Genomic DNA, 26,793 nt, shown 5'->3' on the forward strand with positions numbered 1-26,793 from the left:
GCGAGTCAGCGTGCTGCTGGCGGGCGCGGCCACGGATTGTGCTCGATGTGTTCGATGGATTCGTTGAAGCGGGCGACGAGCACGCCGAGCTGCTCGATGTCCTGCTCGGACCATTCGGCGACCACGGCCCCGATGCCGTCGTGGCTCTGGGCGCGGTCGGCGGCGAGCAGATCCAGCCCCTTGGCACTGGCCCGTATCTTGCGGGCGATGCCGCCCTCGGGGTCCGGAACCCGTTCCACCAGGCCTTGTTTCAGCATCGCGCCGACCTGCCTGTTGATGGTGGAGACGTCGAGGCGGAAGGCGTCGGCGAGTTCGCGCAGGCTGAGCGGGTAGTCCATTTCGAGCCTGGTGAGGAGCAGGAAGGCCGAGCGGTCCAGCTGAAAGCCGGGGCGGCGCAGCACCGAGGCGGGGAAGTGCCGGGAGAGCAGCGTGAGCTCGAAGACGAGGCGCGTGAGCGCTGCGTGGTCGGCGGGTTCCCGGTCTGACATGGCAGACACTATGTCGCGCGGATCACTTTTATAGCAAATTGTGCAGCATACACAGGATGTGTAGCGTGCACATTCATGTCCCTTGCCGCGTCCTCAGCCGTCACGGACGCCGAGACCCGGCGCCGCCCGACTCCCGCCTTGCTCATCGCGACGCTCGGCATGGTCGGCGTCGTGGTCTCGCTGATGCAGACGCTGGTCATCCCGATCATTCCCACGCTGCCAACGCTGCTCGGCACCTCCGCGTCGAACGCGTCCTGGGTGATCACATCGACCTTGCTGGCGGGCGCGGTGTTCACGCCGATCAGCGGTCGCCTCGGCGACATGTTCGGCAAGCGCCGCGTGCAGTTCGCGAATCTGCTCGCCCTCATCGCCGGTTCGGTGGTCTGCGCGAGCTTCTCCTCGCTGCTGCCGGAGATCGTCGGTCGCTCGCTGCAAGGCGCCGCCGTCGGCGCGATTCCGTTGGGCATCAGCATCATGCGCGACGAACTGCCTGCCGAGCGGGTCGGTTCGGCCATGGCGATCATGAGCGCGACGCTGGGCGTCGGCGGCGCGGTCGGCCTGCCGGTGGCCGCGGCGATCGCGCAGAACGCGGACTGGCACGTGCTGTTCTGGAGCTCGGCGGCGCTCGGCGTTGTCTGCGCGGCGCTGGTCTTCCTCTTCGTGCCGGAATCGCCGGTGCGCACCCCGGCTCGTTTCGATTTCGGTGGGGCCGTTGGACTTTCGATCGCCCTGTTGGCGCTGCTCGTGGCGATCACCAAGGGCGCGGACTGGGGTTGGTCCAGCGCCTCGATCCTCTCGCTGTTCGGTGTCTCACTGGTGGTCTTCCTCGGCTGGGGCTTCTTCGAATTGCGGCAGCGCGCACCGCTGGTCGACCTGCGGGTCTCGGCGCGGCCGCGGGTCTTGTTCACCAACATGGCCTCGATCGCCGTCGGCTTCTCGCTGTACGGCATGTCATTGACCTTCCCGCAGCTGCTGATGGCGCCGGAGGAGACCGGCTACGGTTTCGGGCTGTCCATGGTGAGCGCCGGATTGGCCCTCGCGCCAACCGGTTTGGTGATGATGGCGCTCTCGCCCGTCTCGGCGCGGCTGTCGGCGGCGCGCGGTCCCAAGCTGACGCTGATGCTCGGATCGGCGGTGATCGGCGTCGGTTACCTGTGCGCGGTGCTGTTGATGAACAGCGTCTGGGAAATCATGCTCGCGGCCGTGATCGTGGCGGGCGGCGTCGGTCTGGCCTACGCGGCGATGCCCGCACTGATCATGGGCGCCGTGCCGATCACGGAGACGGCCGCCGCCAACGGGCTCAACTCGCTCATGCGCTCGATCGGCACCTCCACCTCTTCCGCGGTGATGAGCGTGGTGCTCGCGCACATGACGATCTCGCTCGGCGCGCACCTGCTGCCTTCCCGCGACGGCTTCCACACCACGTTCTTCATCGCGATGGCGGCCGCGATCGTGGCCATCGCGCTGACCGCGTGCATTCCGATGGGCAAGAAGGACTGACCGGTCAGGCCGGTGCGTCGCGGACCGAGTCGGTGTAGCGGCGGGCCAGCGTCCGCAGGTGCGCGACGAGCTCGGGCGGGCCGTCGACGCGAAAGTCCATCATCAGCATGCTCAGATAGATGGCGATGGTCTCCAGCGCGTCCGCGCCGGTATACAGCAGGCAACTGTTCTCGTCGACCGGCTCGACCACCCCGACCGCGGGATTGATTCGCGCGATCACGACCTCGGCCGGCGCCAACACTTCGACTTGGGCATGCACCCGCCACCCCGTGCTGGCGACATCGCGCATGACGAAAGCGACGAGGTCGTCGTCGGGCAGCGTGCGGGCAGCGAAGCGGCGGCCGGTCACGGCCGCGCGGCGCACCCCGGCGACGGGGATCGCGCGCCAGGTGTGGGTATCGAGAACGTAGCCGACCAGGTACCAGCGACGTTGCCAATTGATCAGACGATACGGCTCTGCCTCGATCGGGTCGACGAATTCCGATGCGGCGGTGGCGATGTCGAGCCGCACCGCCGCGCCGTCCCTGATCGCGCCCGCCAGGACGGTGAGCACTTCGGCGGGGACGGGTGCGTCGGGCTCGCGGGAGCCGGTGGTCGCCGGGCCGATCGCGGTGGCGCTGCGCAGCGCGGTGACCTTGCGCTGCAAGCGTTTCGGCAAGATCTGCTCGAGTTTGGCCAGCGCGCGGCCGACATGCTCGGTGATGTCGGCGATGCCGGTCGCGCCGTCCTCGGCCAGTCCGACCGCTACCGCCACCGCGACGGCCTCGTCGTCGTCGAGCAGCAGCGGCGGCATGGTGGAACCGCGCCCCAGCCGGTAGCCGCCGATCGCGCCGCGCTCGGCGTGCACGGGATAGCCGAGTTCGCGCAGCCTGCGAATGTCGTTGCGCAGCGTGCGATCCGTGACGCCGAGCCGGTCGGCCAGCTCGCGGCCGGAATAGGCACGAGCCTGGAGCAAGGCCAGCAGACGCAGCACGCGGGTGGTGGTCTCCGCCACGATCGCCTCCCGAACTATTAGGAACGAAAGCAGCCTAATGGGCTCATAGGCTCGTAGTCAGCACCGCAAAGCACAACCGAAAGGCCTGCCATGCAAACCGATGTCGCTCTCACCGCTGTCTGGCGCGAGACCCTCGCCGTCGCGCACCGCGCACTCGCCGACGTCGTCGCCGGAATCCGCGCCGACCAGTGGAGCCTGCCCACGCCGTGCGCGGAATGGGATGTGACGCAGGTGATTCAGCACGCCGCGGGCGATCAGCTCGCGTACGCGAAGTGCCTCGGCATCGGGAACGGCCCGATGGACAACCCCTTCGCCCCGTCGGGTTCGATCGACGGTTCGCCCGTCGCCCTGGTGCGCGACGCGATCGAGCAGACCGCCGCCGCGTGGGCGACCGTCACCGACGAGACCGCCGAGGTGCCGACGCCGCTGCCGCACGGCGCACTTCCGACGCCGGTGGCGGCCGTGCTGTGCGCGCTGGACGCGGCGGTGCACGCGTGGGATCTCGCTATCGCCACCGGCCAGGCCTCGCCGCTCGGCGAGGACCTGGCCCGAGCTCTGCTGGCCGCGGCGCGCACGACCAATCCCGCGCCGGGCGGCGGGCCGGAGCTGGAGATCGTGGAACCGCTGCGTCAGTGGGGCGCGTACGCCCCGGTGATCGACGGTGCGCCGGACGACGACGCGGTCACCGCACTGCTGCGCTATCTGGGGCGCGAACCGCGTGGGTGACCCGAAGATCCGGCGCGTGCGGCGGCACGGGGATGCCGCCGCAGGAAGCACTGGTTCACCGGTGACGGGAACCGTGCGGCGCGGCCGTTCGTCCTAAGGATGAGTGGTCGTACAAAGTGATTGGGGGAACGGCGTGTCCGTACCGGAAAAAACCCGGGCGCGGCTCGGTCTGCTGCTGGCACTGGGGTTGGTCGTCGTGGCCGCCGTCGCCGCGGGCGCGCTCTGGTGGCGGACGAGCTCCGATCACCCCGCCGTGATCGGCGAGAGTCCCACCGCCTTCCCCGACATCGACCGGTCCGCCCTCGATCCGGCGCAGGCCAGGCTGGTCGCGGTGCTGGAGCGCGAGTTCGCCGAGCCGGGCGGGGGCCCGAAGTACGCCGAAGGCTTGGTCGAACCCTGGTGCGCCGATTTCGTGAGCTGGACGATGCGGGAGGCCGGGCATCCGCTGTCGAACCCGAACTCCGGATCGTGGCGGATTCCCGGCGTCTACACCCTCCAGGAGTACTACGAGGGAATCGACAGGTTCGCGCCCGCGGGCAGCGGGTACCGCCCGCGCACCGGTGACGTGCTGCTCTACGGCCAGGAAAGCCAATTTTCCCAGCACACGAATATCGTGCTCACGGCGGCCGACGGAGAGGTGACCACGATCGGCGGCAACGAATTCGGCGAGGTGCGCATTCACCGGTTCCGGATGGCCGATGTGAAGGACGTCGTCGGCTACGGGCGCTTCTGAAAATCATTGCCGCTCAGACCGTCCCATTCGGCGCGTGCGATGCTCGGCGCGTCTCCCGCCGAGCTTTAGTATGGAGACGACAGCGCCCGGCAGCGCTGTCGTATCGGGCCCTGTCCTGCTACCCCCTCATCAGCAGGACAGGGTTCCCCGATCGTTCGGATATTCAGAAACTTTTGTCGCGTACCGTGTCGGTTGTCCGTTGAAAGCCGAGGGTTTCGGAATCTCTGATGCAGCCGACCGAAGAAACGACGAACGACCCGTCCTGGATCGACTACGCCGACTTCGGCGAACGCTTCGTCACTCACGCGGTGACCGAGAAGCGCATCGTGGCCGCGGTGGCCTCCATGGCCGGGCGGGGGATGGCCATCGGACCGTTCAACATCGGCCCTCCGGGACTGGCCGGATTCATCGCCGAGGGCAAGGTCGGCGAACCCACGGTGCTCCGCCACGATCCGCACGTCGTCTTCCAGGTGACGGTGCCGCTCACGCTCGCGGTGAAGGTGCGGCTCGGCGGAAGGAAGCTGCGTTTGGCGGCGGTCGTCGAGATCGATCTGACGTTGCACGCCCGCACCGCCGACCCGCTGCTGATCGTCATCGACATCCCGCCCATCACCACCCGCGATGTGAGCTTCGTGCTGCGCGCGCAGACCGTGGAGTCGGCTTGGGAGTGGCTGCTCGATCCGATCGCGGGACTGGTGCAGCGGGAGGTCGCCAACCGGGTCAACGCCATGCTTGCCGAACCCCATGCCAGGAGCGCGCGGGTGTTCGACATCGAGGCCATGGTCGCGGGCGCCCGGTCGCGGCACCGCGAGCAGCAAGAATTCGACTGGATCGACTACGGCGAATTCGGCCACCGATTCTTCGCCCGCATCGTGACGCGGGATCGGGTGTTCGAGGTCGTCGACAAGATGGCCGGACGCCCGATCGCGGTGGGGCCGCTGAAAGCCGGGCCGAAGGACCGGGCCACCGTCACCGTGCAGGGGGCGATCCGGCAGCCGCGCCTGGCCGAACGGGTCGCGGGACCGGATGATCTCGTCGAGTTCGACCTGACACTCCCCGTTGGCCTGGATATCACCGTGCAGGTCTTCAAAGCGAACGAGTACCGCGCCGACGTCGAGATTCCGCTGGTACTGATCGCTCGGGCGGCTGACCCGCTGCTGATCGTCATCGATGTGCCGCCGCCCGCGACCGACGACCTCCGGATGCATTTCAAGGCGCACGGCATGCGCGCGGCGACCCTCGGTGCGCTGGCGGGAATCAGGAAACAGGTGATCGCACAGGTGGAACGGGTGGTGCGCGAGCAGCTGGGCGACATCGCGGGGCGAACCATCGACGTGGCCGCGCGGATCGACGGCATAGCCTGACGCGTAACCCGTGTGGCGAGTGGGAATCATGTGTCCGATGGGTCTAGCGGTTCGCATGTGAAATGTGATGAAATGAGTGGACGTTCGAGGCTCCCGGCGCGCGTGTGAGCCTTGGGGAAGGTGCGCCGGGCACGCTGCCAGCCTATTGGGGGTTGCGCGAAGGAGTCCTGCGATGCGTTCTTTCGATCTGTCTCGGCGCAAGTTGTTCGCCTACACCGCCGCGGCCGCCGCGCTCGGCGTGACAAGCTCCGCCGGCCCCGCCGCCGCGACGGGAACCTTCGGCACTTTGATCGACTACTCCGGTGGCGTGCCCTCGGCCGACGCCATTCTGGAGGCGGGGCACGTCGGCGTCATCCGCTACGTCTCCGACCGACGGCCCGGCGCGGAATGGATGGTGGGCAAGCCGCTGCTCGCCCGCGAGGCCGAGGAACTCGCCGCGGCCGGGCTGAAGATCGTCTCTTGCTATCAGTTCGGCAAGGGGCCGACAGCCGACTGGCGCGGCGGACTGGAGGCAGGTAAGAAGCACGCCGAACGCGGGCTGCAATTGCATCTGGCCGCGGGCGGCCCCGAGGGCAGGCCCATCTACGCGTCCATCGACGACAACCCGACTCCGATCGACTTCGCGACCATGATCGCGCCGTACCTGCTCGGCTGGGAAGCGATCGTCGGCAAAGAAAACGTCGGCGTCTACGCGAACTCACCGACCATCGAGCTCGCCAACGCCGCGGGCCTGGGTTCCTGGTACTGGCAGCACAATTGGGGCACCCCGGAGGGTTTCGTGCACCCAGCCGCCCACCTGCACCAGTTCGAGATCGACAAGCGCGCCATCGACGGCATCGGCATCGACCTCAACGACATTCTGAAGCCCGAATACGGTCAGTGGTGAGCGGCGGCCGAGGGCGCAACGCCTAGCTCGCCCAGCCGGGCGGAGTCAATTGATAGCCCCCGAGCATGGCCAGTCCTGGTTCGGGCCGTTCGGCGGAGTCCGTCCGATAGCCCACGCACATGACTGGAGCGCACGCGGGGGACGCCGAGTTGGCGCGGTCGGGTGGTATCTGTCGATAAGCCCTCGTCCGGCCGGAGCGAATGCGCAGGTCACGGCGAGTTCACGCAGCAGGCTGAGGTCCGCCGACAGCCCCGCGTATGGCCGACGGGAATGCGGAAGTCTGGTTCACGAAGCCGGAGGTGCCGCAGATAGTGCCCGCGCATGGCCGGAGCGAAGGTGGGAGGTACGCCTGGTTCACGCGGCCAGACGGAGTCCGCCGGCCACGCAGCGGAACGAATACGCGGGTACGCCTATGTCTGGCAGTGGCAGACCGGGGCGACGCGCAGGTCTGGTTCGTCGTCCGGCACCACGCGCAGGTTCGGGCGGGTCTCCGGCGCTTCGTGATTGCCCATCCAAGACAGCAGCGACCAGCGCGACAGGCCGGAGAGGGCCGAGCCGATGCTGGCGAAGGAGGCCGAGGAGATCACCGAGCCGAACGATCCGACCGACCCGATCGAGAGCACCGAACCGACGCTGCCGATGGAGAGAATCGAATAGGCCGACCCGATGGACAGGATCGACCCCTCGGAACGGATGGACAGAATTGATCGGCGCGAGCGCCGGCTCCGAATCGAGCGGGGTCGTACCGTTCCTTCGGCAATCGACATGTTCTCGGTCTACCACAACTGCGACCGGGCTGGGGAATATAGCCGCTATGCGGCGGTGTGTTGGTGCGGCACACCGATTCGAAGGCGACTCGAGCGCCGAGCAGGAGCCGGACATGCAGAAGCCCGGCGGTCGCGAACGACCGGCCGGGCTTCGGAATATCAAGCGACGGTGAAGAAACCGAGCGTCGGCAGGAACGAGCAGGTCCGCGGCTCGGCGTCGGGCGCCTTGGTGGTGAGCGAGCCGCCGACCACCGCGACGACCCGGCCGCGGCCGGTGTTCACGATGGCGGACAGGGTCGCGGGGCCGTCCGGGTTGATCTTCGCCTCGTCGGTCAGCGCCTGCACGCCGGACTGCTGGGTGTCGAGGTTCAGCCACTGCACGGTCATCGGCGGGTTCTGCACGGCGGTCGGCGCCTTGGTGCCGAGCGCGGTGAACACGAAACCGGTCTGACCGGCCTCGGGGCCGGGCGGGGGCAGCGTGGCCGGGCCCGCGACCGCGAGCGCCGTGCCGACCGAGTCGGCGGTCGGGCTGATGCAGCCCCTGCCGATGGTGGGGTAGAGGAACTGCGCGATGACCGGGCCGTCCTGCGGCAGTTCGGGACCGCCGCCGCCGCTGCCGTCGAGGAACGTGATGATCCGTTCCAGGGTCGACTTGATCTGCGGCGGCAGGTTCAAGGTGTTGAGCAGCATGCGTGCCTGGTCGAGGATCGCGGACTGCGGCCCGGCGACATCGGCCGGACCGGCGACGGCGCCGACGATGGCGGGGGTGAGCGCGGCGATCGCGTCCACCGGGACGCCCTCGGGCACCATCGGAACGCTGTTCGAAACCGCGGTGTGGGCGGGCGCCGGTGCCGCTAGGGCGGTCGGCGCGGCGAGCGAAGCGCTCGCCGCCATGGCGAGTGCGGTCAATGCGATCCGCGATCCTCGGGTGCGAAGCACTGGTCTAGCCGTCCTTTAACCTCGGGTACATCTGGCCAATGGATGAAAACCCATTGTTTCGGGGGTCACTCTAAGGACACGACCACCGAGTTGTACAGCGGTGGTCGTTATCACGTTGTGCTGTGGACGATCAGTGTTACCAGACGGTAGTGCGGCGGGGTGTTACCGATGTGAAAGGTGATGCAAATGTTATCGGTGTTGCGTAGTGCGCACGGGATCGATCGGCGCTCCGGTTAATCTAGTCGCAGCCTTCGGCATTTGCCGCCGACACACCGGACACCGGCGGGTCGCGGCCCGCGACCGCATCCCCGACCCCGAAAGCCCGCGACTTGAACCGAGACAGCGCTCGGTCGGACCAGCGTCCGGCCGTTGCCCACCTGCGACTGGCGGTGTTGCTGCTCGGTCTTTCCGTTCTGGCCCGGCTGCTGTGGATGCTGGTGTCGCCGAATGGGATGAATCTGGTCGACCTGCACGTCTACGTGGACGGTTCGGCGGCCCTGCTCACCGATCGGCTCTACGACTTCACGTACGCGGAGAAGACGCCGGATTTCCCGCTGCCGTTCACTTACCCGCCGTTCGCCGCTCTTGTCTTCTTCCCGCTGCATTTCCTGCCGTTCAAAGTGATCGCGGTCGGCTGGCTGCTGGCCACTGTCGCGGCGCTCTACGGCGTGGTCTGGATCGCGCTGGAATTGATCGTCGGTGCGGAGCGGTTGCGCGAACCGGGTTGGCGCGCGGCGGCGGTCGGCTGGACGACGGTAGGCGTGTGGCTCGAGCCGGTGCGCACCACGATCGACTACGGACAGGTCAACGTCTTCCTGGTGCTCGGCGCCATGCTCGCGGTGCGCAGCTCGCGATGGTGGTTGTCGGGCGGGTTGGTCGGCATCATCGCGGGTATCAAGCTGACGCCGGCGATCACCGGGCTCTACTTCGTCGCGCGGCGGCGCTGGGGGACCGCTCTGTGGTCCGCGGTGGTTTTCGGCGCGACGGTCGGCATCAGCTATCTGATCAACAACCATGAGGCGACCCGCTACTTCGGCACGCTGCTCGGCGACGCGGACCGGATCGGCCCGGTCGGCTCGGTATGGAATCAGTCGCTGCGCGGGACGTTGAGCCGCATCCTCGGCCACGACGTGGAATCCGGACCGGTGTGGATCGCGGCGGTGCTCGCGGTCGCGGTGCTCGCCTTCTTCGCCTGGCGGGCGCTGGAACCGGACGACCGGATGGGCACGCTGCTCATGGTGCAGCTGTTCGGGTTGTCGATCTCGCCGATCTCGTGGTCGCACCACTGGGTGTGGTTGCTGCCCGCGGTGCTCTGGTTGGTCTACGGGCCGCTGCGCAGCGTGCCCGGCGCGCGAATCCTGGCCGGCTACTGGCTGGTGACCATGTTGATCGGCGTCCCGTGGGTGCTGTCGTTCTTCCAGCCGACGATCTGGGAGATCTCCCGGCCGGGCGTGCTGTCCTGGCTGGGTGCGGTGGACATGCTCGGCGTGCTCGCTCTGTTCGCCTGGATCATCTGGTCCGGCAATCGGCGCGAGCGGCCGGGGGATGCGGCGGCGAGCCGCGTAGCGGCCGAGGACTCCGCACGCGCCGCGTAGGTGCCCGCCGCCTGCCCGTGCGGACGAACTGCGAGGCATGCCCGCGCTGGGTCTCGGCCGACGCCGATGTCGAGGAAGTGCCCGTAGTGCGGAGCGGCGACCCGGTTCGGCGGATGCCGACTTCGGCTTGCGTCATCGCACCCGCGCACCGAGTCGGGTGCGGCCGCGGGTGCCGGATGCGTCGTCGAAGCGCGCCTACTCCGACTGCGACGCGAGCAGATCGATCTCGCGGGCCATGCCCAGATCCAGGGCGGTGAGTCCGCCCGCGGAATGGGTGGACAACCTGAAGGTCACCTTCCGCCAGCGAATATCGATGTCGGGATGATGGTTCGCGGCCTCGGCCGCGTCGGCGACCCGGCGCACCAGATCGATGCCCGCCGGAAACGAGGCGGCCTTGACGGTGCGGGTGATGTTGTCACCGGACCGGCTCCAGTTGGGCAGCCCGGCCAGCGCGTCGGCGATCTCGGCTTCGGATAGCAATGGGGTGCTCATAAGCCGGTTGTACCCCGTTTGCCGACTGTGCACCGGAATCCGCGGAATTCAGGCTGCGCGAGCCTGTTTCAGCGCCTTCTTCAGATCCTTGCCGCACAGCCCCGCGGCCTCGGCCTTCTTCATCCGCATGATGACAACGGGGCATTTGAAGCAGCGCGTCTTCTTCCGACAGCACTTCTTCTTGGGTTTCAGACTCGAAACCTTCTTCGCTTTGACCTTGCCCACGATGGTTAGCATACCCTTACTCGAACGCCTGGTACGTGGGGGGCGTTCGGTAGCCGGTAGTCTGTAGCTGGCCGCAATGCCCGGTGAGTTTTCATTCTCCACCTGTTTGCAGGGGTCGGCCGGCACCAACACCGAACAGCAGGAGGATTCAGGCGTGTCGTCTGCACGCGATTTTCGCAACGTCGCCATCGTGGCCCACGTCGACCACGGCAAGACGACGCTGGTCGACGCCATGCTGCGCCAGTCGGGCGCGTTCGCCGAGCGGGCCGAACCGGTCGACCGGGTGATGGACTCCGGCGACCTGGAACGCGAGAAGGGCATCACCATTCTCGCCAAGAACACCGCGGTGCACCGGCACCACCCGGACGGCTCGGTCACCGTCATCAACGTCATCGACACCCCCGGCCACGCCGATTTCGGCGGTGAGGTCGAACGCGGCCTCTCCATGGTCGACGGCGTCGTGCTGCTGGTGGACGCCTCCGAGGGCCCGCTGCCGCAGACCCGCTTCGTGCTGCGCAAGGCGCTGGCCGCGTCGCTGCCGGTGATCCTGGTCGTCAACAAGACCGACCGCCCCGACGCGCGCATCGAGGAGGTCGTCGAGGAGAGCCACGACCTGCTGCTCGATTTGGCCTCCGACCTGGACGACGCCGCGGCCGAGGCCGCCGAGCTGGCCCTCGACCTGCCGGTGCTCTACGCCTCCGGCCGCGAGGGCAAGGCATCCAAGGAGCGCCCGGAGAACGGCAGCGCGCCCGACGCGGAGAACCTCGACGCGCTGTTCGACGTGCTGATGGAGTACATCCCGGCGCCCAAGGGCGATCCCGCCGCGCCGTTGCAGGCGCACGTCACGAACCTCGACGCCTCGGCCTTCCTCGGCCGCCTCGCGCTGGTGCGCGTGCACAACGGCGAGCTGCGCAAGGGACAGAACGTCGCGTGGATGCACGCCGACGGCGTCAAGCACGTCAAGATCACCGAACTGCTCCAGACCATCGGCGTCGAGCGCCAGCCCGGCGAGCTGGCCGTCGCGGGTGACATCGTCGCCATCGCGGGCATCCCGGAGATCATGATCGGCGACACCCTCGCCGACATCGACGATCCGGTCGCGCTGCCGCGCATCACCGTCGACGAGCCCGCGATCTCGGTCACCATCGGCACCAACACCTCGCCGCTCGTCGGCCGTGTGCAAGGTCACAAGCTGACCGCGCGCATGGTGAAGTCGCGGCTGGACCAGGAGCTGGTCGGCAACGTCTCGCTGCGGGTGCTCGACATCGGCCGCCCGGACGCCTGGGAGGTGCAGGGCCGCGGTGAGCTGGCGCTGGCCATCCTGGTCGAGCAGATGCGCCGCGAAGGCTTCGAGCTGACCGTCGGCAAGCCGCAGGTGGTCACCAAGCAGGTCGACGGCAAGGTGCACGAGCCCTACGAGGAGCTGACCATCGACTGCCCCGAGGAATACCTCGGCGCGATCACCCAGCTGCTCGCCGCACGCAAGGGCAAGATGGTGCAGATGAGCAACCACGCCGCGGGCTGGGTGCGGATGGAGTTCATCGTCCCCTCGCGCGGCCTGATCGGCTTCCGTACCGACTTCCTCACCGAGACCCGCGGCACCGGCATCGCCAACGCCGTCTCGCACGGCTACGCGCCGTGGGCGGGCGAGATCCGGGCCCGCCACACCGGCTCGCTGGTCTCCGACCGCGCGGGCTCGGTGACGCCGTTCGCGATGATCCAGCTCGCCGACCGCGGCCAGTTCTTCGTCGAGCCGGGCGCGGACACCTACGAGGGCCACGTGGTCGGCATCAACCCGCGCGCGGAGGATCTCGACATCAACGTCACCCGCGAGAAGAAGCTGACCAACATGCGCAGCTCCACCGCGGACGTGATCGAGACCCTGGCCAAGCCGCTGCAGCTGGACCTGGAGGGCGCGATGGAGTTCTGCGCCGCCGACGAGTGCGTCGAGGTCACCCCCGAGGTGGTCCGGGTGCGCAAGGTCGTCCTCGGCCAGAACGAGCGGGCCCGTGAGCTGTCCAGGCGGAAGGCGCGGGACCGGGCCGCGCTGTAGTGCGGAAGCGGACCGGCGAGCGCGAAGCCTCGGCGTCGCCGCGCGAGAGCGTGGCGGCGCCGCGTAGGCGAACGGAAGCCGGGCGAAGTAGAGTGCCGGGCGTGAGCACGGGGGCAAGACGACGCGCGATGTCGCGCGCACTGATGGTTCTGTTGGCGGCCTCCGTGACGGTGCTCGCCGGATGCGCCGCGAACCCGCCACCGCCCATCGAGAGCACGGACAGCCCGAAGACGACGCCGGCCAAGCCGGGCAAGAACACCGTCGTCGTCGCGATCGACGACATCGGCATCGGGTTCAACCCGCACCTGCGGTCCGATCAATCGCCCGCCACCTCGGCGGTGAGCTCGATGGTGCTGCCGAGCCCGTTCCGTCCGGTGCCGAGCCCAACGGTGCGCGGCGCCACCGACTGGGTGCCGGACACCGCGCTGGTGACCTCCGCCGAGGTCACCAGCCAGGAGCCGTTCACCATCACCTACACGTTGCGCAACCAGGCCAACTGGTCCGACGGAGCGCCGATCGCCGCCGAGGACTTCCGTTTCCTGTGGCAGCAGATGCTGACGCAGCCCGGTGTCGCGGATTCGGCTGCCTACCGGCTGATTTCGGATGTGAGCTCCTCCGGCGGCGGCAAGACGGTCACCGTCGTGCTGACCCAGCCGTATCCCGCGTGGCGCGAGCTGTTCGCGAATCTGCTTCCCTCGCACCTGATCAAGGATCAGCCGGGCGGTTTCGCCAACGGGCTCGCGGAGGGCATCCCGGTGTCCGGCGGCAACTTCGCGATCAAGTCGGTGGATCCCGGCCGCGACGAGATCCTGCTGGAACGCAACGACCGCTACTGGGGCACTCCGGCCGGTCCGGATCAGATCCTGTTGCGTCGCGGCGGAACTCCCGCGCAGCTGGCCGAATCGCTGCGCACCGGTGACGCGCAGATGGCGCTGGTGCACGGCGGTGTCGCGACCCAGGCACAACTGGCCGCGATCCCCTCGGTGCGCACCGCGATCATGGCGCAGTCGCGCGAACTCCAGTTCGTCTTGAACGGGCGCACCACCGAACTCGCCGATCCGCGGGTCCGGCGCGGGGTGCTCGCGCTGCTCGATCCCGCGCTGCTGGCCACGGTCGGCGCGCAGACCGGCGGCTGGGTCGAGCCGGTGCGCGCGCAGATCCTGACGCCATCGGACCCCGGCTACGCGCCGACCGCGCCGCCGCGCCCCGCCCCGGACGAAGCCTTCGCGCTGCTCGCCGAGGCGGGTTTCGCTCGCGCGCCGGAACCACCGGCGGTGGTCTCGCCGACCTCGCCCGCGCCGCAGCCGCGGCCGGTCGCGAAGAACGGCAAGGCGCTCGCCCTCCGTATCGGCGCGGTCACCGGTGACGCGACCGCGCTCGCGGTGGCCAACACCGCCGCCGACCAATTGCGCAGCGCAGGCATCGATGCCAGCGTCCGCAGCGTCGCCGCCGACGCGCTGTACGGCAAGGAACTGGTCGAGGACGGCGTGGACGCCATCGTCGGCTGGGAGGTCGCGGGTGCGGATCCGGCCAACGTGCTGGCGTCCCGCTACAGCTGCCTGCCGCCCGAACCGAGCCCCCGCGACGGCGAGACACAGGCCGCGGTGGAGGCGGCACGCCGCGCGCCGAGCAACCTGTCCGGCGTGTGCGATCCGGTGCTGCAACCCGCGATCGACGCCGCGCTGCGCGGCGTCGACGTCCCCAAGGTGCTCGCCGAGGCGGAGCCCGCGCTGTGGGGGCTGGCCACGGTGCTGCCGATCGTGCAGGACAACGTGGTCGCCGCCGCGGGCCCGCGGGTCGACGGCGCGTCGCTGAGCGGCGCCATCCAGGTGGGCATCTTCGGCGACGCCGCGATGTGGCGCAGGATCCCGTGACCGCTGCCGAAGGAACCGGCGGCATCGTGCTGGTGCACGCGCATCCGGACGACGAATCCATCACCACCGGCGGCACGATCGCGCATTACCGCCGTCGCGGCGTCCCGGTCACGGTGGTGACCTGCACCCTCGGCGAGGAGGGCGAGGTGATCGGCGAGCGGTGGGCCCAGCTCACCGCAGACGGCGCCGATCAACTGGGCGGTTACCGCATCCTCGAATTGACGAGGGCGCTGGCCGCATTGGACGCCGCACCGCCGCGCTTCCTCGGCGGGGCCGGTCGCTGGCGGGATTCCGGGATGGCGGGCACGCCGTCCGCCGAGCATCCGAGGGCGTTCGTGCGCTCCGGTTCCGAGGCGGTGGACGCGCTCGTGGAGATCCTGCTCGAGCTGCGGCCCCGGGTGGTGATCGGCTACGACCCGCGCGGCGGCTACGGCCACCCCGATCACATCAGGGCGCACGAGGTCGCCACGGCCGCGGTGCACGAAGCGGCCGAGCGCGGCTGGGACGTGCCGAAGTTCTACTGGACCGTGACCGACGCCGACATGCTGCGGCTGCACACGGAGGCGCTGGCCCGCCGCACCGTCGATGGCCTGCCCGGCGCGCTGCCCAAGGGCTGGCGGCTGCCCGCGGCGGGGGAGCTGGCGAGCGTGCCGAGTCACACCGTCACCACCACCGTCGAGGTGTCCGACGCGCTGGCCGCCAAGCGGGCGGCGCTGCGGGCGCACGCCACCCAGGTGACGGTCGCGCCGTCCGGGCGGGAGTTCGCGCTCTCCAACGACATCGCTCAGCCGGTGCTGCCCGAGGAACACTTCGTGCTGGTCCGCGGCGCGCGGGGGCCGGCAGGGCCGGACGGGCGCGAACACGACTTGTTCGCAGGCATCGGCTGAATCGGACACGGTGCGCGATCCGCGGCCTCGGCGGCGGGGCATAGACTCCTGGACGTGTACAACTGGGACCTCCAGAACGCCATCTCGGCCTTCGTGGACAGCTTGCGCCCCGGCGCGGAGCATCAGCACGAGCTGTACATGTCGGTGCTGTACGCCTTCGTCGACATGCAGAGCCACCTGCTGACCCTCCTCGGCTACCCGCCGGTGCCGTGACGGCGCTCGACAAGCGCGCGGACGCGCCCCATACCGATGATCGAGGGTGGATCGCCGAGCCGCTACGGCTGGCACTGATGGCCGCGCTCGTCCTGAGCGGGTTGTTCACCCTGGCCTTCGAGATCCTCTATCTGCCTGTCTATCTGGGCGCCTCGCATCTCCCGCCGCCGAAGGAGACCACCTTGGTGGCCGCACCGCTCGCTGCGGCCGCCGGTTCGGGCGCGATCGCGTTCCCCGCGACGGTCCTGCTCGCCGCCACGCTCAATGTGCTGCTGATCGCGGCCATGCGCACCCTCACCGAGAGCGTCCGCGTCGCCCTGCTGCCGGTCATCGTGTGGACCTTCGGCTTCCTTGCCTGCACCGTCGCGGGCCCCGGCGGCGACCTCGTGCTCCTCAGCGACTGGCCAACCCTCCTGCTCCTCCTTTGCGGCCTGCTCCCACCCCTCGCCTACCTCTACCTCCGCCCCGCCCAGCACTGACCTCGCAGACCCTCCGCACGCTTCGCAGGGGTCGCAACCGGTGCGAAGCGTGCGGTGCCTCTGCGAGGCAGAACTGACCTTGGGAAGCGTGTCGAGGCCGGGTTGTCAGTCGACGCGGATCGGCAGGGTGGCGATGACGGCGTCGGTACGGGCGCGCAGCGCGGCGGCGAGGACGGGGCCGCGCGGGTTGTGCAGCAGGCGGTGGCGCCAGTGGCGCGCTTCCACGTGGGTGAGCAGCACGGTGACGTCGCGGCCTCGGGCGCTCTGTTTGCGCACATAGCCGACCAGGGTGGTGATCAGGCTGCGGTGCGGGCACGGCAGAACGGTGAGCGGGACGCCCGGGTCCCATTCTTCCCAGCGGGCGCTGAGGCGCTTCGTCGCGGCGGGGTCGATCTCGGCGGCGACCGCGACGATCTCGCCGCGTGTGCGCAGGGCGACGGCGAGCGCGCGGGCGGTCGCCTCGCTCACGGCGACCACCGGGACGACGACCAGAGCCCTTGTCTCGCGCGAGATCTCGGGACGCGGCGGGATCTCGCCGAGACGCAGTTCCGCGGCGACCGTGCGGTAGTAGTTCTCGGTCCTGGCGAACAGGATGATCAACAGCGGGATGATCACCAGCAGCATCCAGGCGCCTTCGGTGAACTTCTCGGCCAGCAACACCACGGCGGCCACGGCGGTCAAGCCCGCGCCGAACCCGTTGAGCGCGGCGCGCGGCGCCCACCCCGGGTCGCGCTGCCGTTGCCAGTGCCGGACCAGCCCCCACTGGCTGAGGGTGAAGCCGATGAAGACGCCGATCGCGTACAGCGGGAGCAGATCGTGCGTCTCGGCGTCGACCAGTATCAGAATCGTGCCCGCGGCCAGGGTGAGCGCGGTCACGCCGTACCGGAAGACCGGCCGCTCGGAGCGCAGCGTGAACAGCGAGGGAATCCGTCGGTCCTTCGCCAGCAGCGCGAGCAATACGGGCAGCCCGCCGAAACTCGTGTTCGCCGCCAACCCGAGCGTCACCGCGACGGCCACGTTCACGATGTAGAACGGCCACCCCGTGCCGAACGCGGCGGCGGCGAGCTGAGCCAGAATCGTCACTCCTTCGCGCGGCACCACGTGGTGCAGGCGGATGAGCAGCGCCAGACCCAGCAGCATGACGCACAGCAGCACGCCGAGCGCGACCTCGGTGTGCTGGGCGCGCCGGACGGCGGGCGTACGGAACGACGGCACCGCGTTCGCGATCGCCTCCACACCGGTCAGCGCCGCACAGCCCGCGGCGAAAGCCTTGAGCAGCAACCACACTCCGAGCGCCTCGATCGGGACCAGCGGCCCTGGTTCGTCGCCGACCACGGCCACCGGCTCCGGTCGCAGCAGGCCGACGGCTATCACGCCGAGGACGCAGCCGACGAACAGCAGCATCGGCGCCATCAGCACCCTCGCGGACTCGGCGACGCCGATCAGATTCACCACGGCGATGAGCGTCAGCGCCGCGAGCGCGACCTCCAGCTCGTGGTCGCGCAAGAGGGGAAACGCACTGGCCAGGCTCGCCGCACCCGCCGAAAGGCTGACCGCGACCGTCAGCACGTAATCGACCACCAGACTGGCCGCGGCCAGCAGGCTCGCGCCACGGCCGAGGTCCTTCTTCGCGACCGCGTACGCGCCGCCGCCGTCCGGGTGCGCCGCGATCACCTGACGGTAGGAGAGGACGAGCACCAGCAACAGCGCAGCGATCGCCAGCGACACCGGCAGTGTCCACTGCACCGCCGCCGCTCCCGCGCCGACGAGCACGAGCACGATGGCCTCGGGCCCGTAGGCGACGCTCGACAGCGCGTCCAGCGAGAGCGCCGCGAGCCCCCCGAACGCGGTGAGCCGGAAGGCATCGCCCCGCTGCATCCGGCGCATGCGCCGATCGGCGATCCGGGACTCGTCGCGCGTTACGGTCTCGACCACATCCGCCATTCAACGCCGCCCCCGCACGCCCGCCCCCCAACGACACGTACGCGCCCCCGCAGGGCGCTGCCGCAGGCCCTTTGCACGCCCCGCAGCGCATACACGCCCGTTGCCGGCTACCGGTCGCCGCCAATGGCGAACTGGTCGGTGACCGCCGCCGACGCTGGTGCGAGCAACAACCTGTGTGGCGTACGAAAAGGCAGCGAGGTGTCAGCGGCGGCCGAGCGCGCCGGGGGTGACGGCTTCGACGAGGGACCAGGCTTGCGGCAGCGGGATGTCGATGACGTGGTAGCGCTTCTTGCCCGCGGCCGTGGCGGCGATGACGGTGGCGACACCGGAGCGGCGTTGCCAGAAGGATTGGCGAACGGTCCAGCCGATGACGCCGGGGGCTTCGAGGCAGTCGCGATCCCGATCGAGGGAGCCGGCGCGGGTGATGAGCCAGGCGGGGCCGGTCTCGGTGCGCGGGAGGACGGCGTGCCCGAGGCCGCGGTAGCGGTCTTCGGCCAGGGCGACGGCGAGCACCGCCGAGATGCCGGGCAGCAGCCACCACCAAGCGGGAATGGGGCCTTCGAGGGCGAAGGCGAGCACCGCGACGGCCAGTAGGACGACGGGGGACAGGACCCGCGTGTAGCGGCGGCGGCGCGCGACGGGCCCGTGCCGGGTGAGTCGGACGGACAGCTGCGCCACGGGCGTGAGTTCGGTTGCGGCACTGGGGCTCGACGCGGAGGGATGTGGCGGCGTGTGTTGATCGGGCAGTGTGGGTTCGGGCTCGGCGGCGGTGAGCTCGGGCGGGGTGGTGGGTTGCGGCGGGTGTTCATCGAGCGAGGCGGGCGCGATATCCGCGCCGGGCTCGGACGTGGCGGGCTGTGGCGACGGTCTGCCGGCGCCGGGTGGGGCGGCAGGCGAATCTCCCGGTCTCGCACGCGGACTCAGCAGTTCCGCGAGGGTGCGTTCGACCGCGGCGCGCGGTGCCTGCGGCAGGATCTTCTGGCGCGGGTTCTCGCCGACCATGATGGCCTCGAGTTCGGCGGCGCCCGAAAGGCGGAGCAGCAGTGGCTCGTTGACGGTGGCGCCGCGGAAGCGGGCCAGGTCGAGGGTGATCTGCCTGGTGGTGAACAGGCCGTGGCGCAGGTGCAGTGTGCGGCCGTCGTTCAGGACGCGGAGGCCGAAGTACGTGGTCAGGTATCGCGTGCAGGCCGCGAGGCTGACCACGAGCACGATGGCGGCGATCAGGCCGAGTACGACGAGGACGATGGCGGCGACGGTGCGATCCCCGATGTCCTGCGCGGTTTCGGATTCGAACAGCCACTGGCCGAGCCCGTACTGGAACGCCACGCCGACCACCGGCGCTACGACGGCGAAACCGGTCAGCGACAGCGGCGCGTACCGCGCCCACCGCGGCTGCCAGTGCCCGATCTCCCGCGCCGTCGATTGTGCTCGAGCCGGTTCGTCATCGGTGCCTGCGGCGGGGATCTCGGGTCTGTCGGCTCGACGCGCCGTGTGCGCGAGCAGTTCCGTGCGCAGCGCGGGCACCACCCTCGCGTCGAGCGAGTCGAGCTTGAATTTCTCACCGCTGTCGGCCTGCTGCCCGGTGCCGATGACCACCACGGCAAGGCCCAATGCCCGGTGCAGCAAATCGGATTCGATGTCCACGGATCTGATCCGGCTTCGCGGCACCGAAAGCTCTCTGCGCTGGAGCAATCCTGTCCGGAGTTCGACGTGGGTCTCTCCGACCCGGTAGGTCGTGGTGAACCAGCGGGTGATCGCGAATCCGACGATCAATGCCAGCGGGATGATGCTCCACGCGGGATTGCCGCTGCTGGTGCCGAGGATGACGGAACCGATCAGCACCGGGATGAACTTGACCACCTCGGTGACGGGGTGCACCAACAGCATTCGCCGGTCCAGGCGCGCCCACTGCGGTCCGATGTCGCCGGGTAGCGGCCCGGTCATGTCGCGTCTCCGCGATGCCGGGCGGCGATCTCGGTCAGCCGCGTCACGGTCGCTTCGGCGACCGGAAGGTCGAGCGCCGAGATCTGCACCGCGCCCGCCGACGAGGCGGTGGTGACCGTGACCGTGGCGAGGCCGAGCAGCCGCTCCAGCGGTCCGCGTTCGGTGTCGACGGTCTGCACCCGCGAGATCGGCGCGACCCGGCTCTCCTGAGCCAGCCAGCCGACCCTGGTGTACACGGCCTCGTCGGTGACCTCCCACCGGTGCACCGCGTAGCGCCACCACGGCACGACGGCGATGCTGAACACCGCGCAGATCAGTCCGATCACCAGCGTGATCAGCTGCCAGCCGCGGTGCTGCGAGTCCACCGCGGCCCACACGAGCAGCGCGAGCAACGGCACCGCCCACGACAGCACCGCCTGCACCGTCCACAGCAGTTTCGCCTTGGGGCTCGGGCGCCAGGCCGGGTCGGCCATGATCGTGCGCGGCTGCGACATGCTTGCCATGGTTGCACGAACATTCGCCACCCACCGCGCGCCGGTGGAATAACCGTGGCGCATGGTGAGGTTGTGAACGCTCACGACGGGTCCCGTGCGGCTCGCCGTGCCCGTGAGCTGGTTACGCTCACTCACAAGCACTGGAGGGAGACAGTCCAGGATGGGTAGCGCATGATCGAGGGCGTGACCGAGCTAGCGACCCCGAGCGTCCCGCCCGCCCCGCCCAGCCCGCCGGCCATGCGCCGCGCGCTGCGCCGGGCCCGAGACGGTGTGACGCTGAACGTGGACGAGGCCGCGGTGCTGCTGCACGCGCGCGGTGATGATCTGGTCGAGCTGTGTCGCAGCGCGGCGCGGGTGCGCGACGCCGGTCTCGAATCCGCGGGCAGGCCGAAGACCATCAGCTACTCGCGCAATGTGTTCATTCCGCTGACCCGGTTGTGCCGGGACAAGTGCCACTACTGCACGTTCGTCACGGTGCCCGGCAAGCTGCGCGCCGAGGGCAAGGGCATGTTCCTGGAGCCCGACGAGGTGCTCGACATCGCCCGCCGCGGCGCCGCGCTCGGCTGCAAGGAGGCGCTGTTCACCCTCGGCGACCGGCCCGAGGCGCGCTGGCCAGAGGCCGCGCAGTGGCTCGACGAACGCGGTTACGACTCCACGCTGGACTACCTGCGCGCCGTCTCGATCATGGTGCTGGAGGAGACCGGCCTGCTGCCGCACCTGAATCCCGGCGTGATGAGCTGGGAGGAGATCGCCCGTCTCAAGCCGGTGGCCCAGTCCATGGGCATGATGCTGGAGACCACCTCGACGCGGCTGTTCACCGAGAAGGGCCAGTGCCACTACGGCAGTCCCGACAAGGACCCTGCGGTGCGATTGCGCGCCATCACCGACGCCGGACGGCTTTCGGTGCCGTACACCACCGGCATCCTGGTCGGCATCGGCGAGACGCTGACCGAGCGTGCCGAGTCCATCATGGCGATTCGCAAGCAGCACAAGGCTTTCGGGCACATCCAGGAAGTCATCATCCAGAACTTCCGTGCCAAGGGCGACACCGCCATGCGCGACGCGCCCGACGCCGGTCTGGAGGAGTTCCGCGCGACCATCGCGGTGACCCGCCTGCTGCTCGGCCCGGACGTCCCGGTGCAGGCGCCGCCGAACCTGGTGTCGCTGGAGGAATGCCTGGCGCTGATCGACGCGGGCATCGACGACTGGGGCGGCGTCTCGCCGGTGACCCCGGATCACGTGAATCCCGAACGGCCGTGGCCGAATCTGGACACGTTGCGCGAGATCACCGAGGCGGCTGGCTATCAGCTCGTCGAAAGGACCTCGGCGCACCCGAAATACGTGCGCGCGGGCAACCCGTGGGTGGATCCGCGCATCGGCGCCCATGTGGCCGCGTTGACCGATCCCGCAACGGGTCTGGCGAATCCGGACGCGATCCCGGCGGGCCTGCCGTGGCAGGAGCCGGACGAATCGTGGGACTCCGCGGGCCGGATCGACCTGAACACCGCGATCGATACCGATGGCCGCAACACCGAGAGCCGCAGCGACTCCGCGCTCGGCCAGGACGTGGTCGGCGCTTTCGGCGACTGGGACACCATCCGGGAACAGGCGCGCGACCTGGCCACCTCGGCTCCCGAGCGGCTCGACGCCGACGTGCTCGCCGCGCTGCGCGCCGCCGAACGCGATCCGGCCGCGCTCTCCGACGCCGAGTACCTGGCGCTGGCCACCGCCGAGGGCGCCGATCTCGAGGCCGTCACCGCTTTGGCCGACCAGCTGCGCCACGACACCGTCGGCGACGACGTCACCTATGTGGTGAACCGGAACATCAACTTCACCAACATCTGCTACACCGGCTGCCGCTTCTGCGCGTTCGCCCAGCGCAAGGGCGACGCCGACGCGTTCACGCTGAGCACGGAGGAAGTCGCAGACCGAGCGTGGGAGGCGCATGTCGACGGCGCCACCGAGGTCTGCATGCAGGGCGGCATCGACCCGGATCTGCCGGTCACCGGCTACGCCGATCTGGTGCGCGCGGTGAAGCAGCGGGTGCCGTCCATGCACGTGCACGCCTTCAGCCCGATGGAGATCGTCAACGGCGCCTCGCGCGGCGGGCAAAGCATCCGCGACTGGCTGGTGGCGCTGAAGGAGGCCGGGCTCGACACCATTCCCGGCACCGCCGCGGAGATCTTGGACGACGAGGTGCGCTGGGTGCTCACCAAGGGCAAGCTGCCCACATCGGCGTGGATCGAGGTGATCACCACCGCGCACCGCATCGGCCTTCGTTCCAGTTCGACCATGATGTACGGGCACGTGGACAGCCCGAAGCACTGGGTCGGGCACCTGCGGGTGATTCGCGGAATCCAGGACGAGACAGGCGGTTTCACCGAGTTCGTGCTGCTGCCCTTCGTGCACCAGAGCGCCCCGCTGTACCTGGCGGGCGCGGCGCGGCCAGGTCCGACGATCCGCGACAACCGCGCGGCGCACGCGCTGGCCCGCATCATGCTGCACGGCCGCATCGACAACATCCAGACCAGCTGGGTGAAACTCGGTACGGCGGGCACCCGCATGATGCTCAACGGCGGCGCGAACGACCTCGGTGGCACGCTCATGGAGGAGACCATCTCCCGGATGGCGGGTTCGCAGCACGGCTCGGCCAAAACGGTCGCCGAGCTCGTCGAGATCGCCGACGGCATCGGTCGTCAGGCCAGGGAACGCACCACGACGTACGGCCGGGTGGACCGCACACAGGCGGCTCTGTCGCTTTCGCTCCAGTAGCGCTCGGCGTCGGTGCGCGCGACTACGATCGGCTGGTGACCGTCAGCTGGCAGGGACCGCAACCGGAGCCGATCACCTGGGAGACGTACCTCGACCTGGACGAGGACATCCGCCGCGGAATGGAGATCGTCGACGGTTTCGTCGTGCCTCGTGAGCAGCGCAGCCGCGACCACCAGAAGGTCGGTACGAGACTTTCTCTGGCATTGGAGCGTGCGGCCGTCGATGAGATGCGACGCGGTGGCCACGGATCGTGCTACGAGACGAACACCGAAGTCGACGTTCTGCTGTGGGAAGTGCCGCCGACGGCTCGCAAGCCCGGCGCGGTACTGCACCGGTGTCTGCCGGAGTTCGAGCAGCTGGCCGCCGAGCACTGTCTGATTGTCGCGGAGGTGCTTTCGACCTGGTCCGTCCGACGCGACCGTGTGCACAAGATGAGCGACTACGCGGACGCCGGGATTCCGCACTACTGGCTGCTCAGTTTCGACAAGATCGGCGCATTGACGATCGAGCGCTATGCCCTGTCCGGCCGTACAGGTCCGTATACGCATGTCGGCACCACCCACCGGGACATGGGAGCGATCGCGGTCTCGGCGTCGGATCCGTTCCCGCTGGAACTGCGATGGGCGGACCTCGAGATTGCGCCACCTTCGTAGCCCGGGGGTCGAAGCGTCGCGGCGGTGAAGGGCCACAATGGGGTTTAGGATCGGCTTCCGGCCGTCGGCGGGTACGTGGGCCCGGCATACCGGCCGCGAGCGGGGGCGGAGCCGGTGAAGTTAGGGCAGGCTGACCAGTAGTAATGTGGGTGGTCGGGATAGGGTTTCGCGTGGCGGACCATCCCCGCAGGTGAGGACAGACTAGGAGAGCGGCAGTGCCGTACATCATCGCTGAACCGTGCGTTGACGTGAAGGACAAGGCATGCATCGAGGAATGCCCCGTCGACTGCATCTACGAGGGTGGTCGCATGCTGTACATCCATCCCGACGAGTGCGTGGACTGTGGTGCATGTGAGCCGGTATGCCCGGTGGAGGCGATCTTCTACGAAGACGACACGCCGGACCAGTGGAGCGGATACGTGAACGCCAACGTCGATTTCTTCGACGAGCTGGGTTCGCCGGGCGGCGCGACCAAGGTCGGCAAGGTCGACTACGACCCGCCGTTCATCAAAGAACTTCCCCCGATGGGCGAGTGAGACCCGAGTGAGTTCGCGTGGCCGGGTCAGCGCTCTGCTGCCCGATTTTCCCTGGGACACCATTGCGGCGGTCAAGGCGAGAGCCGCGGCGCATCCAGACGGGATCGTCGATCTGTCGGTAGGCACCCCGGTAGACCCGGTCGCCCCGATCATCAGGGCGGCACTGAACGCGGTCGCGGAGGTGCCCGGCTACCCGACCACGCACGGCACCCCCGAACTGCGCGCGGCCGCGGTCGACGCGCTGAAGCGCCGGTACGGGATCACCGGACTGGACCCGGCGGCGGTGCTGCCGGTGATCGGCACCAAAGAACTGATCGCGGGTCTGCCCAGGCTGCTCGGCCTCGGTTCCGGCGATCTGGTGGTCATTCCCGAGATTGCCTACCCGACCTACGAGGTCGGCGCGCTGCTCGCGGGCACTCAGGTGCTGCGGGCCGACGGGCTCACCCGGCTCGGTCCCCAGTCGCCCGCGCTGATCTACCTCAATTCGCCGTCCAACCCGACCGGCCGCGTGCTCGGCGTCGAGCACCTGCGCAAGGTCGTCGCGTTCGCGCGCGAGCGCGGCGCGATCGTCGCCTCCGACGAGTGCTACCTCGGCCTTTCCTGGGACAGCCGCCCCTTCTCGATCCTGGATCCCGAAGTGTGCGACGGCGACCACACCGGTCTGCTCGCGGTGCATTCGCTCTCGAAGACCTCGAACCTGGCCAGCTACCGCGCCGGTTTCGTGGCGGGCGATCCCGAACTGGTCGCCGAACTGCTCGAGGTGCGCAAGCACTCGGGCATGATGGTGCCCTACCCGGTCCAGGCCGCGATGACGGCCGCGCTCGGCGACGACGCGCACGAGGCCCAGCAGCGCGAACGCTACCGCGCCCGGCGCGAGCAGCTCCGTAATGCCTTGCAGGGCGCTGGTTTTCGCATCGATCATTCGGAGGCCGGGCTGTACCTGTGGTCCACTCGCGGCGAGAACTGCCGGACCACGCTGGACTGGCTGGCCGAGCGCGGCATCCTCGCGGCGCCCGGCGACTTCTACGGGCCGACCGCTGGTGAGCACGTGCGAATCGCGCTGACCGCGTCCGACGAACGTATCGCCGCTGCCGCGGAGCGCTTGCGCGCGAACTGATTTCGCTAGCCGGCCCAGGTGCGCTGCGATGTGTTTGCCCTGTGGTGGCGGCGCGAATGCTGATGGTGGGCGTCGGATGATGACCGGCCCTCGTACACCAGTGACGGGCTGATCCTCGACGGTTCGCGCAGGTTCACCGCGCTCCGTACACTCGAGGCGCTCGATCGGCTCAGCGAAAGGTTGCTGCGATGCAGGGGGTGGGGCTCGCCGTCGGCGAGGTGTTCGCCGGTTATCGGATCGAGCGGGTGCTCGGTCGCGGCGGGATGGGCACCGTCTATCTGGCCGGTCATCCTCGGCTGCCGTGCCGGCGACCGCCGAGGGTGAACGGCAGGCGAGACGATTCGCACGCGATCGATACGCGGGCCGATTCGGAACCGGTAGTCGCCGGGCCCTCATGGGCGAGCCCTTTGCCAGCCTTCTCGCCGCCGCCGGCTCCGCATTCCGCCGACGCGGTAGCCGCTCGCCGACCCGCGGCCGCCCACCACTGGGCGAGCGACGCGGCGATGCCCGCGCGCCGAGCGGCCGGACGGCGGGTCTCCTCCGGCTGGCGGACGTTCTCTGTGCTGCTGCTCGTATCGCTCCTGGTTCTCGGGCTGGGCGGGGTCGCGGCCGTCGGCGTGTACTGGAAGTTCATCCGACCGAATCGGACGCAGCCGCTGCCGTGGGGCGCGCAGCATTCCGTCGCGATCGCCTTTCCCCAGCTCATACCGGCGAGCCCGGACGGAACGGGCTGGCGGGGCGCGCGCTGCCACGGCGCGGCGACGGTGGTGACCGCGCTCGGTGACCCGCTGCCGCGGCGCCAGATCGTCTGCACCGATCCGGACGGTGTCACCGCCTGGTACACCGAGTACGAAGGGTTCCGCGAGGTAAAGGCCTACCTCGCCGCGCACGCCACCTTGACGGGCGAACGCGAATTCAGCAGGCCGGGTGGGCTCCAGGTGTTCCGGCCGACCGATCCGGCCGCGCCGTTCACACTGGCGACGCACGGCTGGGTGAGCCCGTCCACCTCGTCGATCCTGGTCGAGGTCGCCTGGCCGGGGCACACGTTCGACGAGGTCCGCGACAGCTGGTGGGCCGAGGCGCCGTTCTGATCGGCGTCCGACACGCGATCGCGCGAG

At 69.3% G+C, this 26,793-nt stretch carries 25 protein-coding genes; 16 read left to right on the forward strand and 9 right to left on the reverse strand.

Annotated elements, in window-relative coordinates; genetic code table 11:
- Nucleotides 1–5 precede the first annotated feature (5 nt).
- Entirely contained in the window at nucleotides 6–488 is a 483-nt protein-coding gene (locus AB0H50_RS16680; RefSeq protein ID WP_357452696.1) for a MarR family winged helix-turn-helix transcriptional regulator, read from the reverse strand.
- 75 nt (nucleotides 489–563) lie between these two features.
- On the opposite strand from AB0H50_RS16680, the gene AB0H50_RS16685 reads away from it, so the two are divergent.
- Entirely contained in the window at nucleotides 564–1,988 is a 1,425-nt protein-coding gene (locus AB0H50_RS16685) for an MFS transporter (protein WP_357452699.1), read from the forward strand.
- A 4-nt stretch (nucleotides 1,989–1,992) separates the two neighbouring features.
- Here the strand turns inward: AB0H50_RS16685 and AB0H50_RS16690 are convergent, their stop codons facing one another.
- Nucleotides 1,993–2,982, reverse strand: a complete 990-nt coding sequence (locus AB0H50_RS16690) for a WYL domain-containing protein (RefSeq protein ID WP_357452702.1) — start codon at nucleotides 2,980–2,982, stop codon at nucleotides 1,993–1,995.
- 90 nt (nucleotides 2,983–3,072) lie between these two features.
- On the opposite strand from AB0H50_RS16690, the gene AB0H50_RS16695 reads away from it, so the two are divergent.
- From AB0H50_RS16695 to AB0H50_RS16710, 4 genes are all read left to right on the forward strand, one after another.
- Nucleotides 3,073–3,708, forward strand: coding sequence for a TIGR03086 family metal-binding protein (locus AB0H50_RS16695; protein WP_357452705.1), 636 nt, complete (start codon nucleotides 3,073–3,075; stop codon nucleotides 3,706–3,708).
- A 133-nt stretch (nucleotides 3,709–3,841) separates the two neighbouring features.
- Nucleotides 3,842–4,441 carry a CHAP domain-containing protein gene (locus AB0H50_RS16700; protein WP_357452708.1) on the forward strand — a complete coding sequence of 200 codons (600 nt, stop codon included), beginning with the start codon at nucleotides 3,842–3,844 and terminating at the stop codon, nucleotides 4,439–4,441.
- 227 nt (nucleotides 4,442–4,668) lie between these two features.
- Entirely contained in the window at nucleotides 4,669–5,805 is a 1,137-nt protein-coding gene (locus AB0H50_RS16705) for a hypothetical protein (protein WP_357452710.1), read from the forward strand.
- A 172-nt stretch (nucleotides 5,806–5,977) separates the two neighbouring features.
- Nucleotides 5,978–6,691, forward strand: coding sequence for a DUF1906 domain-containing protein (locus tag AB0H50_RS16710; protein ID WP_357452712.1), 714 nt, complete (start codon nucleotides 5,978–5,980; stop codon nucleotides 6,689–6,691).
- 410 nt (nucleotides 6,692–7,101) lie between these two features.
- Here AB0H50_RS16710 and AB0H50_RS16715 read toward each other — a convergent pair whose 3' ends face one another.
- Together AB0H50_RS16715 and AB0H50_RS16720 are read right to left on the reverse strand one after the other, a co-directional pair.
- On the reverse strand, nucleotides 7,102–7,458 hold the full coding sequence (locus tag AB0H50_RS16715; RefSeq protein ID WP_357452715.1) for a hypothetical protein: 357 nt from the start codon (nucleotides 7,456–7,458) through the stop codon (nucleotides 7,102–7,104).
- Nucleotides 7,459–7,617: 159 nt separating this feature from the next.
- Nucleotides 7,618–8,352 (reverse strand): hypothetical protein, encoded by a 735-nt coding sequence (locus AB0H50_RS16720; RefSeq protein WP_357453443.1) that lies wholly within the window; start codon nucleotides 8,350–8,352, stop codon nucleotides 7,618–7,620.
- A 374-nt stretch (nucleotides 8,353–8,726) separates the two neighbouring features.
- On the opposite strand from AB0H50_RS16720, the gene AB0H50_RS16725 reads away from it, so the two are divergent.
- A complete protein-coding gene (locus AB0H50_RS16725) occupies nucleotides 8,727–9,992 on the forward strand; it encodes a mannosyltransferase (RefSeq protein ID WP_357452718.1) in 1,266 nt (421 codons plus the stop codon).
- Between the two features lie 195 nt (nucleotides 9,993–10,187).
- Here the strand turns inward: AB0H50_RS16725 and AB0H50_RS16730 are convergent, their stop codons facing one another.
- Together AB0H50_RS16730 and AB0H50_RS16735 are read right to left on the reverse strand one after the other, a co-directional pair.
- Nucleotides 10,188–10,484: a 4a-hydroxytetrahydrobiopterin dehydratase gene (locus AB0H50_RS16730; RefSeq protein ID WP_357452721.1), complete on the reverse strand. Its 297-nt coding sequence runs from the start codon at nucleotides 10,482–10,484 to the stop codon at nucleotides 10,188–10,190.
- A gap of 48 nt (nucleotides 10,485–10,532) precedes the next feature.
- Nucleotides 10,533–10,709 (reverse strand): hypothetical protein, encoded by a 177-nt coding sequence (locus tag AB0H50_RS16735; RefSeq protein WP_357452724.1) that lies wholly within the window; start codon nucleotides 10,707–10,709, stop codon nucleotides 10,533–10,535.
- A 154-nt stretch (nucleotides 10,710–10,863) separates the two neighbouring features.
- Between AB0H50_RS16735 and typA the strand changes: the two genes are divergently transcribed.
- The 5 genes from typA (at nucleotide 10,864) to AB0H50_RS16760 (ending at nucleotide 16,215) form a co-directional block, all read left to right on the forward strand.
- Nucleotides 10,864–12,762, forward strand: a complete 1,899-nt coding sequence (gene typA, locus AB0H50_RS16740) for a translational GTPase TypA (RefSeq protein ID WP_357452727.1) — start codon at nucleotides 10,864–10,866, stop codon at nucleotides 12,760–12,762.
- Nucleotides 12,763–12,890: 128 nt separating this feature from the next.
- Nucleotides 12,891–14,636 (forward strand): ABC transporter family substrate-binding protein, encoded by a 1,746-nt coding sequence (locus AB0H50_RS16745; RefSeq protein ID WP_357453446.1) that lies wholly within the window; start codon nucleotides 12,891–12,893, stop codon nucleotides 14,634–14,636.
- On the forward strand, nucleotides 14,633–15,523 hold the full coding sequence (gene mshB / locus AB0H50_RS16750; protein WP_357452730.1) for an N-acetyl-1-D-myo-inositol-2-amino-2-deoxy-alpha-D-glucopyranoside deacetylase: 891 nt from the start codon (nucleotides 14,633–14,635) through the stop codon (nucleotides 15,521–15,523). Before AB0H50_RS16745 ends, mshB begins: the two co-directional genes overlap by 4 nt.
- 54 nt (nucleotides 15,524–15,577) lie before the next feature.
- Nucleotides 15,578–15,736 (forward strand): hypothetical protein, encoded by a 159-nt coding sequence (locus tag AB0H50_RS16755; RefSeq protein WP_097245437.1) that lies wholly within the window; start codon nucleotides 15,578–15,580, stop codon nucleotides 15,734–15,736.
- Nucleotides 15,733–16,215 carry a hypothetical protein gene (locus tag AB0H50_RS16760; protein WP_357452733.1) on the forward strand — a complete coding sequence of 161 codons (483 nt, stop codon included), beginning with the start codon at nucleotides 15,733–15,735 and terminating at the stop codon, nucleotides 16,213–16,215. Before AB0H50_RS16755 ends, AB0H50_RS16760 begins: the two co-directional genes overlap by 4 nt.
- A gap of 105 nt (nucleotides 16,216–16,320) precedes the next feature.
- Here the strand turns inward: AB0H50_RS16760 and AB0H50_RS16765 are convergent, their stop codons facing one another.
- From AB0H50_RS16765 to AB0H50_RS16775, 3 genes are all read right to left on the reverse strand, one after another.
- A complete protein-coding gene (locus AB0H50_RS16765; RefSeq protein ID WP_357453449.1) occupies nucleotides 16,321–18,102 on the reverse strand; it encodes an APC family permease in 1,782 nt (593 codons plus the stop codon).
- A gap of 258 nt (nucleotides 18,103–18,360) precedes the next feature.
- A complete protein-coding gene (locus tag AB0H50_RS16770; RefSeq protein ID WP_357452736.1) occupies nucleotides 18,361–20,103 on the reverse strand; it encodes a PH domain-containing protein in 1,743 nt (580 codons plus the stop codon).
- Complete coding sequence (locus tag AB0H50_RS16775) at nucleotides 20,100–20,597, reverse strand: PH domain-containing protein (RefSeq protein ID WP_357452739.1); 498 nt, start codon at nucleotides 20,595–20,597, stop codon at nucleotides 20,100–20,102. The genes AB0H50_RS16770 and AB0H50_RS16775 overlap by 4 nt, the downstream gene beginning before the upstream one ends.
- 171 nt (nucleotides 20,598–20,768) lie before the next feature.
- Here AB0H50_RS16775 and AB0H50_RS16780 point away from each other — a divergent pair, with 171 nt between their 5' ends.
- The 5 genes from AB0H50_RS16780 (at nucleotide 20,769) to AB0H50_RS16800 (ending at nucleotide 26,766) form a co-directional block, all read left to right on the forward strand.
- Complete coding sequence (locus AB0H50_RS16780) at nucleotides 20,769–23,369, forward strand: bifunctional FO biosynthesis protein CofGH (protein ID WP_357452742.1); 2,601 nt, start codon at nucleotides 20,769–20,771, stop codon at nucleotides 23,367–23,369.
- A 35-nt stretch (nucleotides 23,370–23,404) separates the two neighbouring features.
- Nucleotides 23,405–24,022, forward strand: a complete 618-nt coding sequence (locus AB0H50_RS16785) for a Uma2 family endonuclease (RefSeq protein WP_357452745.1) — start codon at nucleotides 23,405–23,407, stop codon at nucleotides 24,020–24,022.
- Nucleotides 24,023–24,237: 215 nt separating this feature from the next.
- On the forward strand, nucleotides 24,238–24,558 hold the full coding sequence (gene fdxA / locus AB0H50_RS16790; protein WP_011211287.1) for a ferredoxin: 321 nt from the start codon (nucleotides 24,238–24,240) through the stop codon (nucleotides 24,556–24,558).
- Between the two features lie 7 nt (nucleotides 24,559–24,565).
- Nucleotides 24,566–25,675 carry a succinyldiaminopimelate transaminase gene (gene dapC / locus AB0H50_RS16795; RefSeq protein ID WP_357452748.1) on the forward strand — a complete coding sequence of 370 codons (1,110 nt, stop codon included), beginning with the start codon at nucleotides 24,566–24,568 and terminating at the stop codon, nucleotides 25,673–25,675.
- Nucleotides 25,676–25,863: 188 nt separating this feature from the next.
- On the forward strand, nucleotides 25,864–26,766 hold the full coding sequence (locus AB0H50_RS16800; RefSeq protein ID WP_357453524.1) for a hypothetical protein: 903 nt from the start codon (nucleotides 25,864–25,866) through the stop codon (nucleotides 26,764–26,766).
- Nucleotides 26,767–26,793: the final 27 nt, after the last annotated feature.

The sequence above is a fragment of the Nocardia sp. NPDC050793 genome (assembly GCF_040654065.1).
In the GTDB taxonomy this organism is placed as follows: domain Bacteria; phylum Actinomycetota; class Actinomycetes; order Mycobacteriales; family Mycobacteriaceae; genus Nocardia.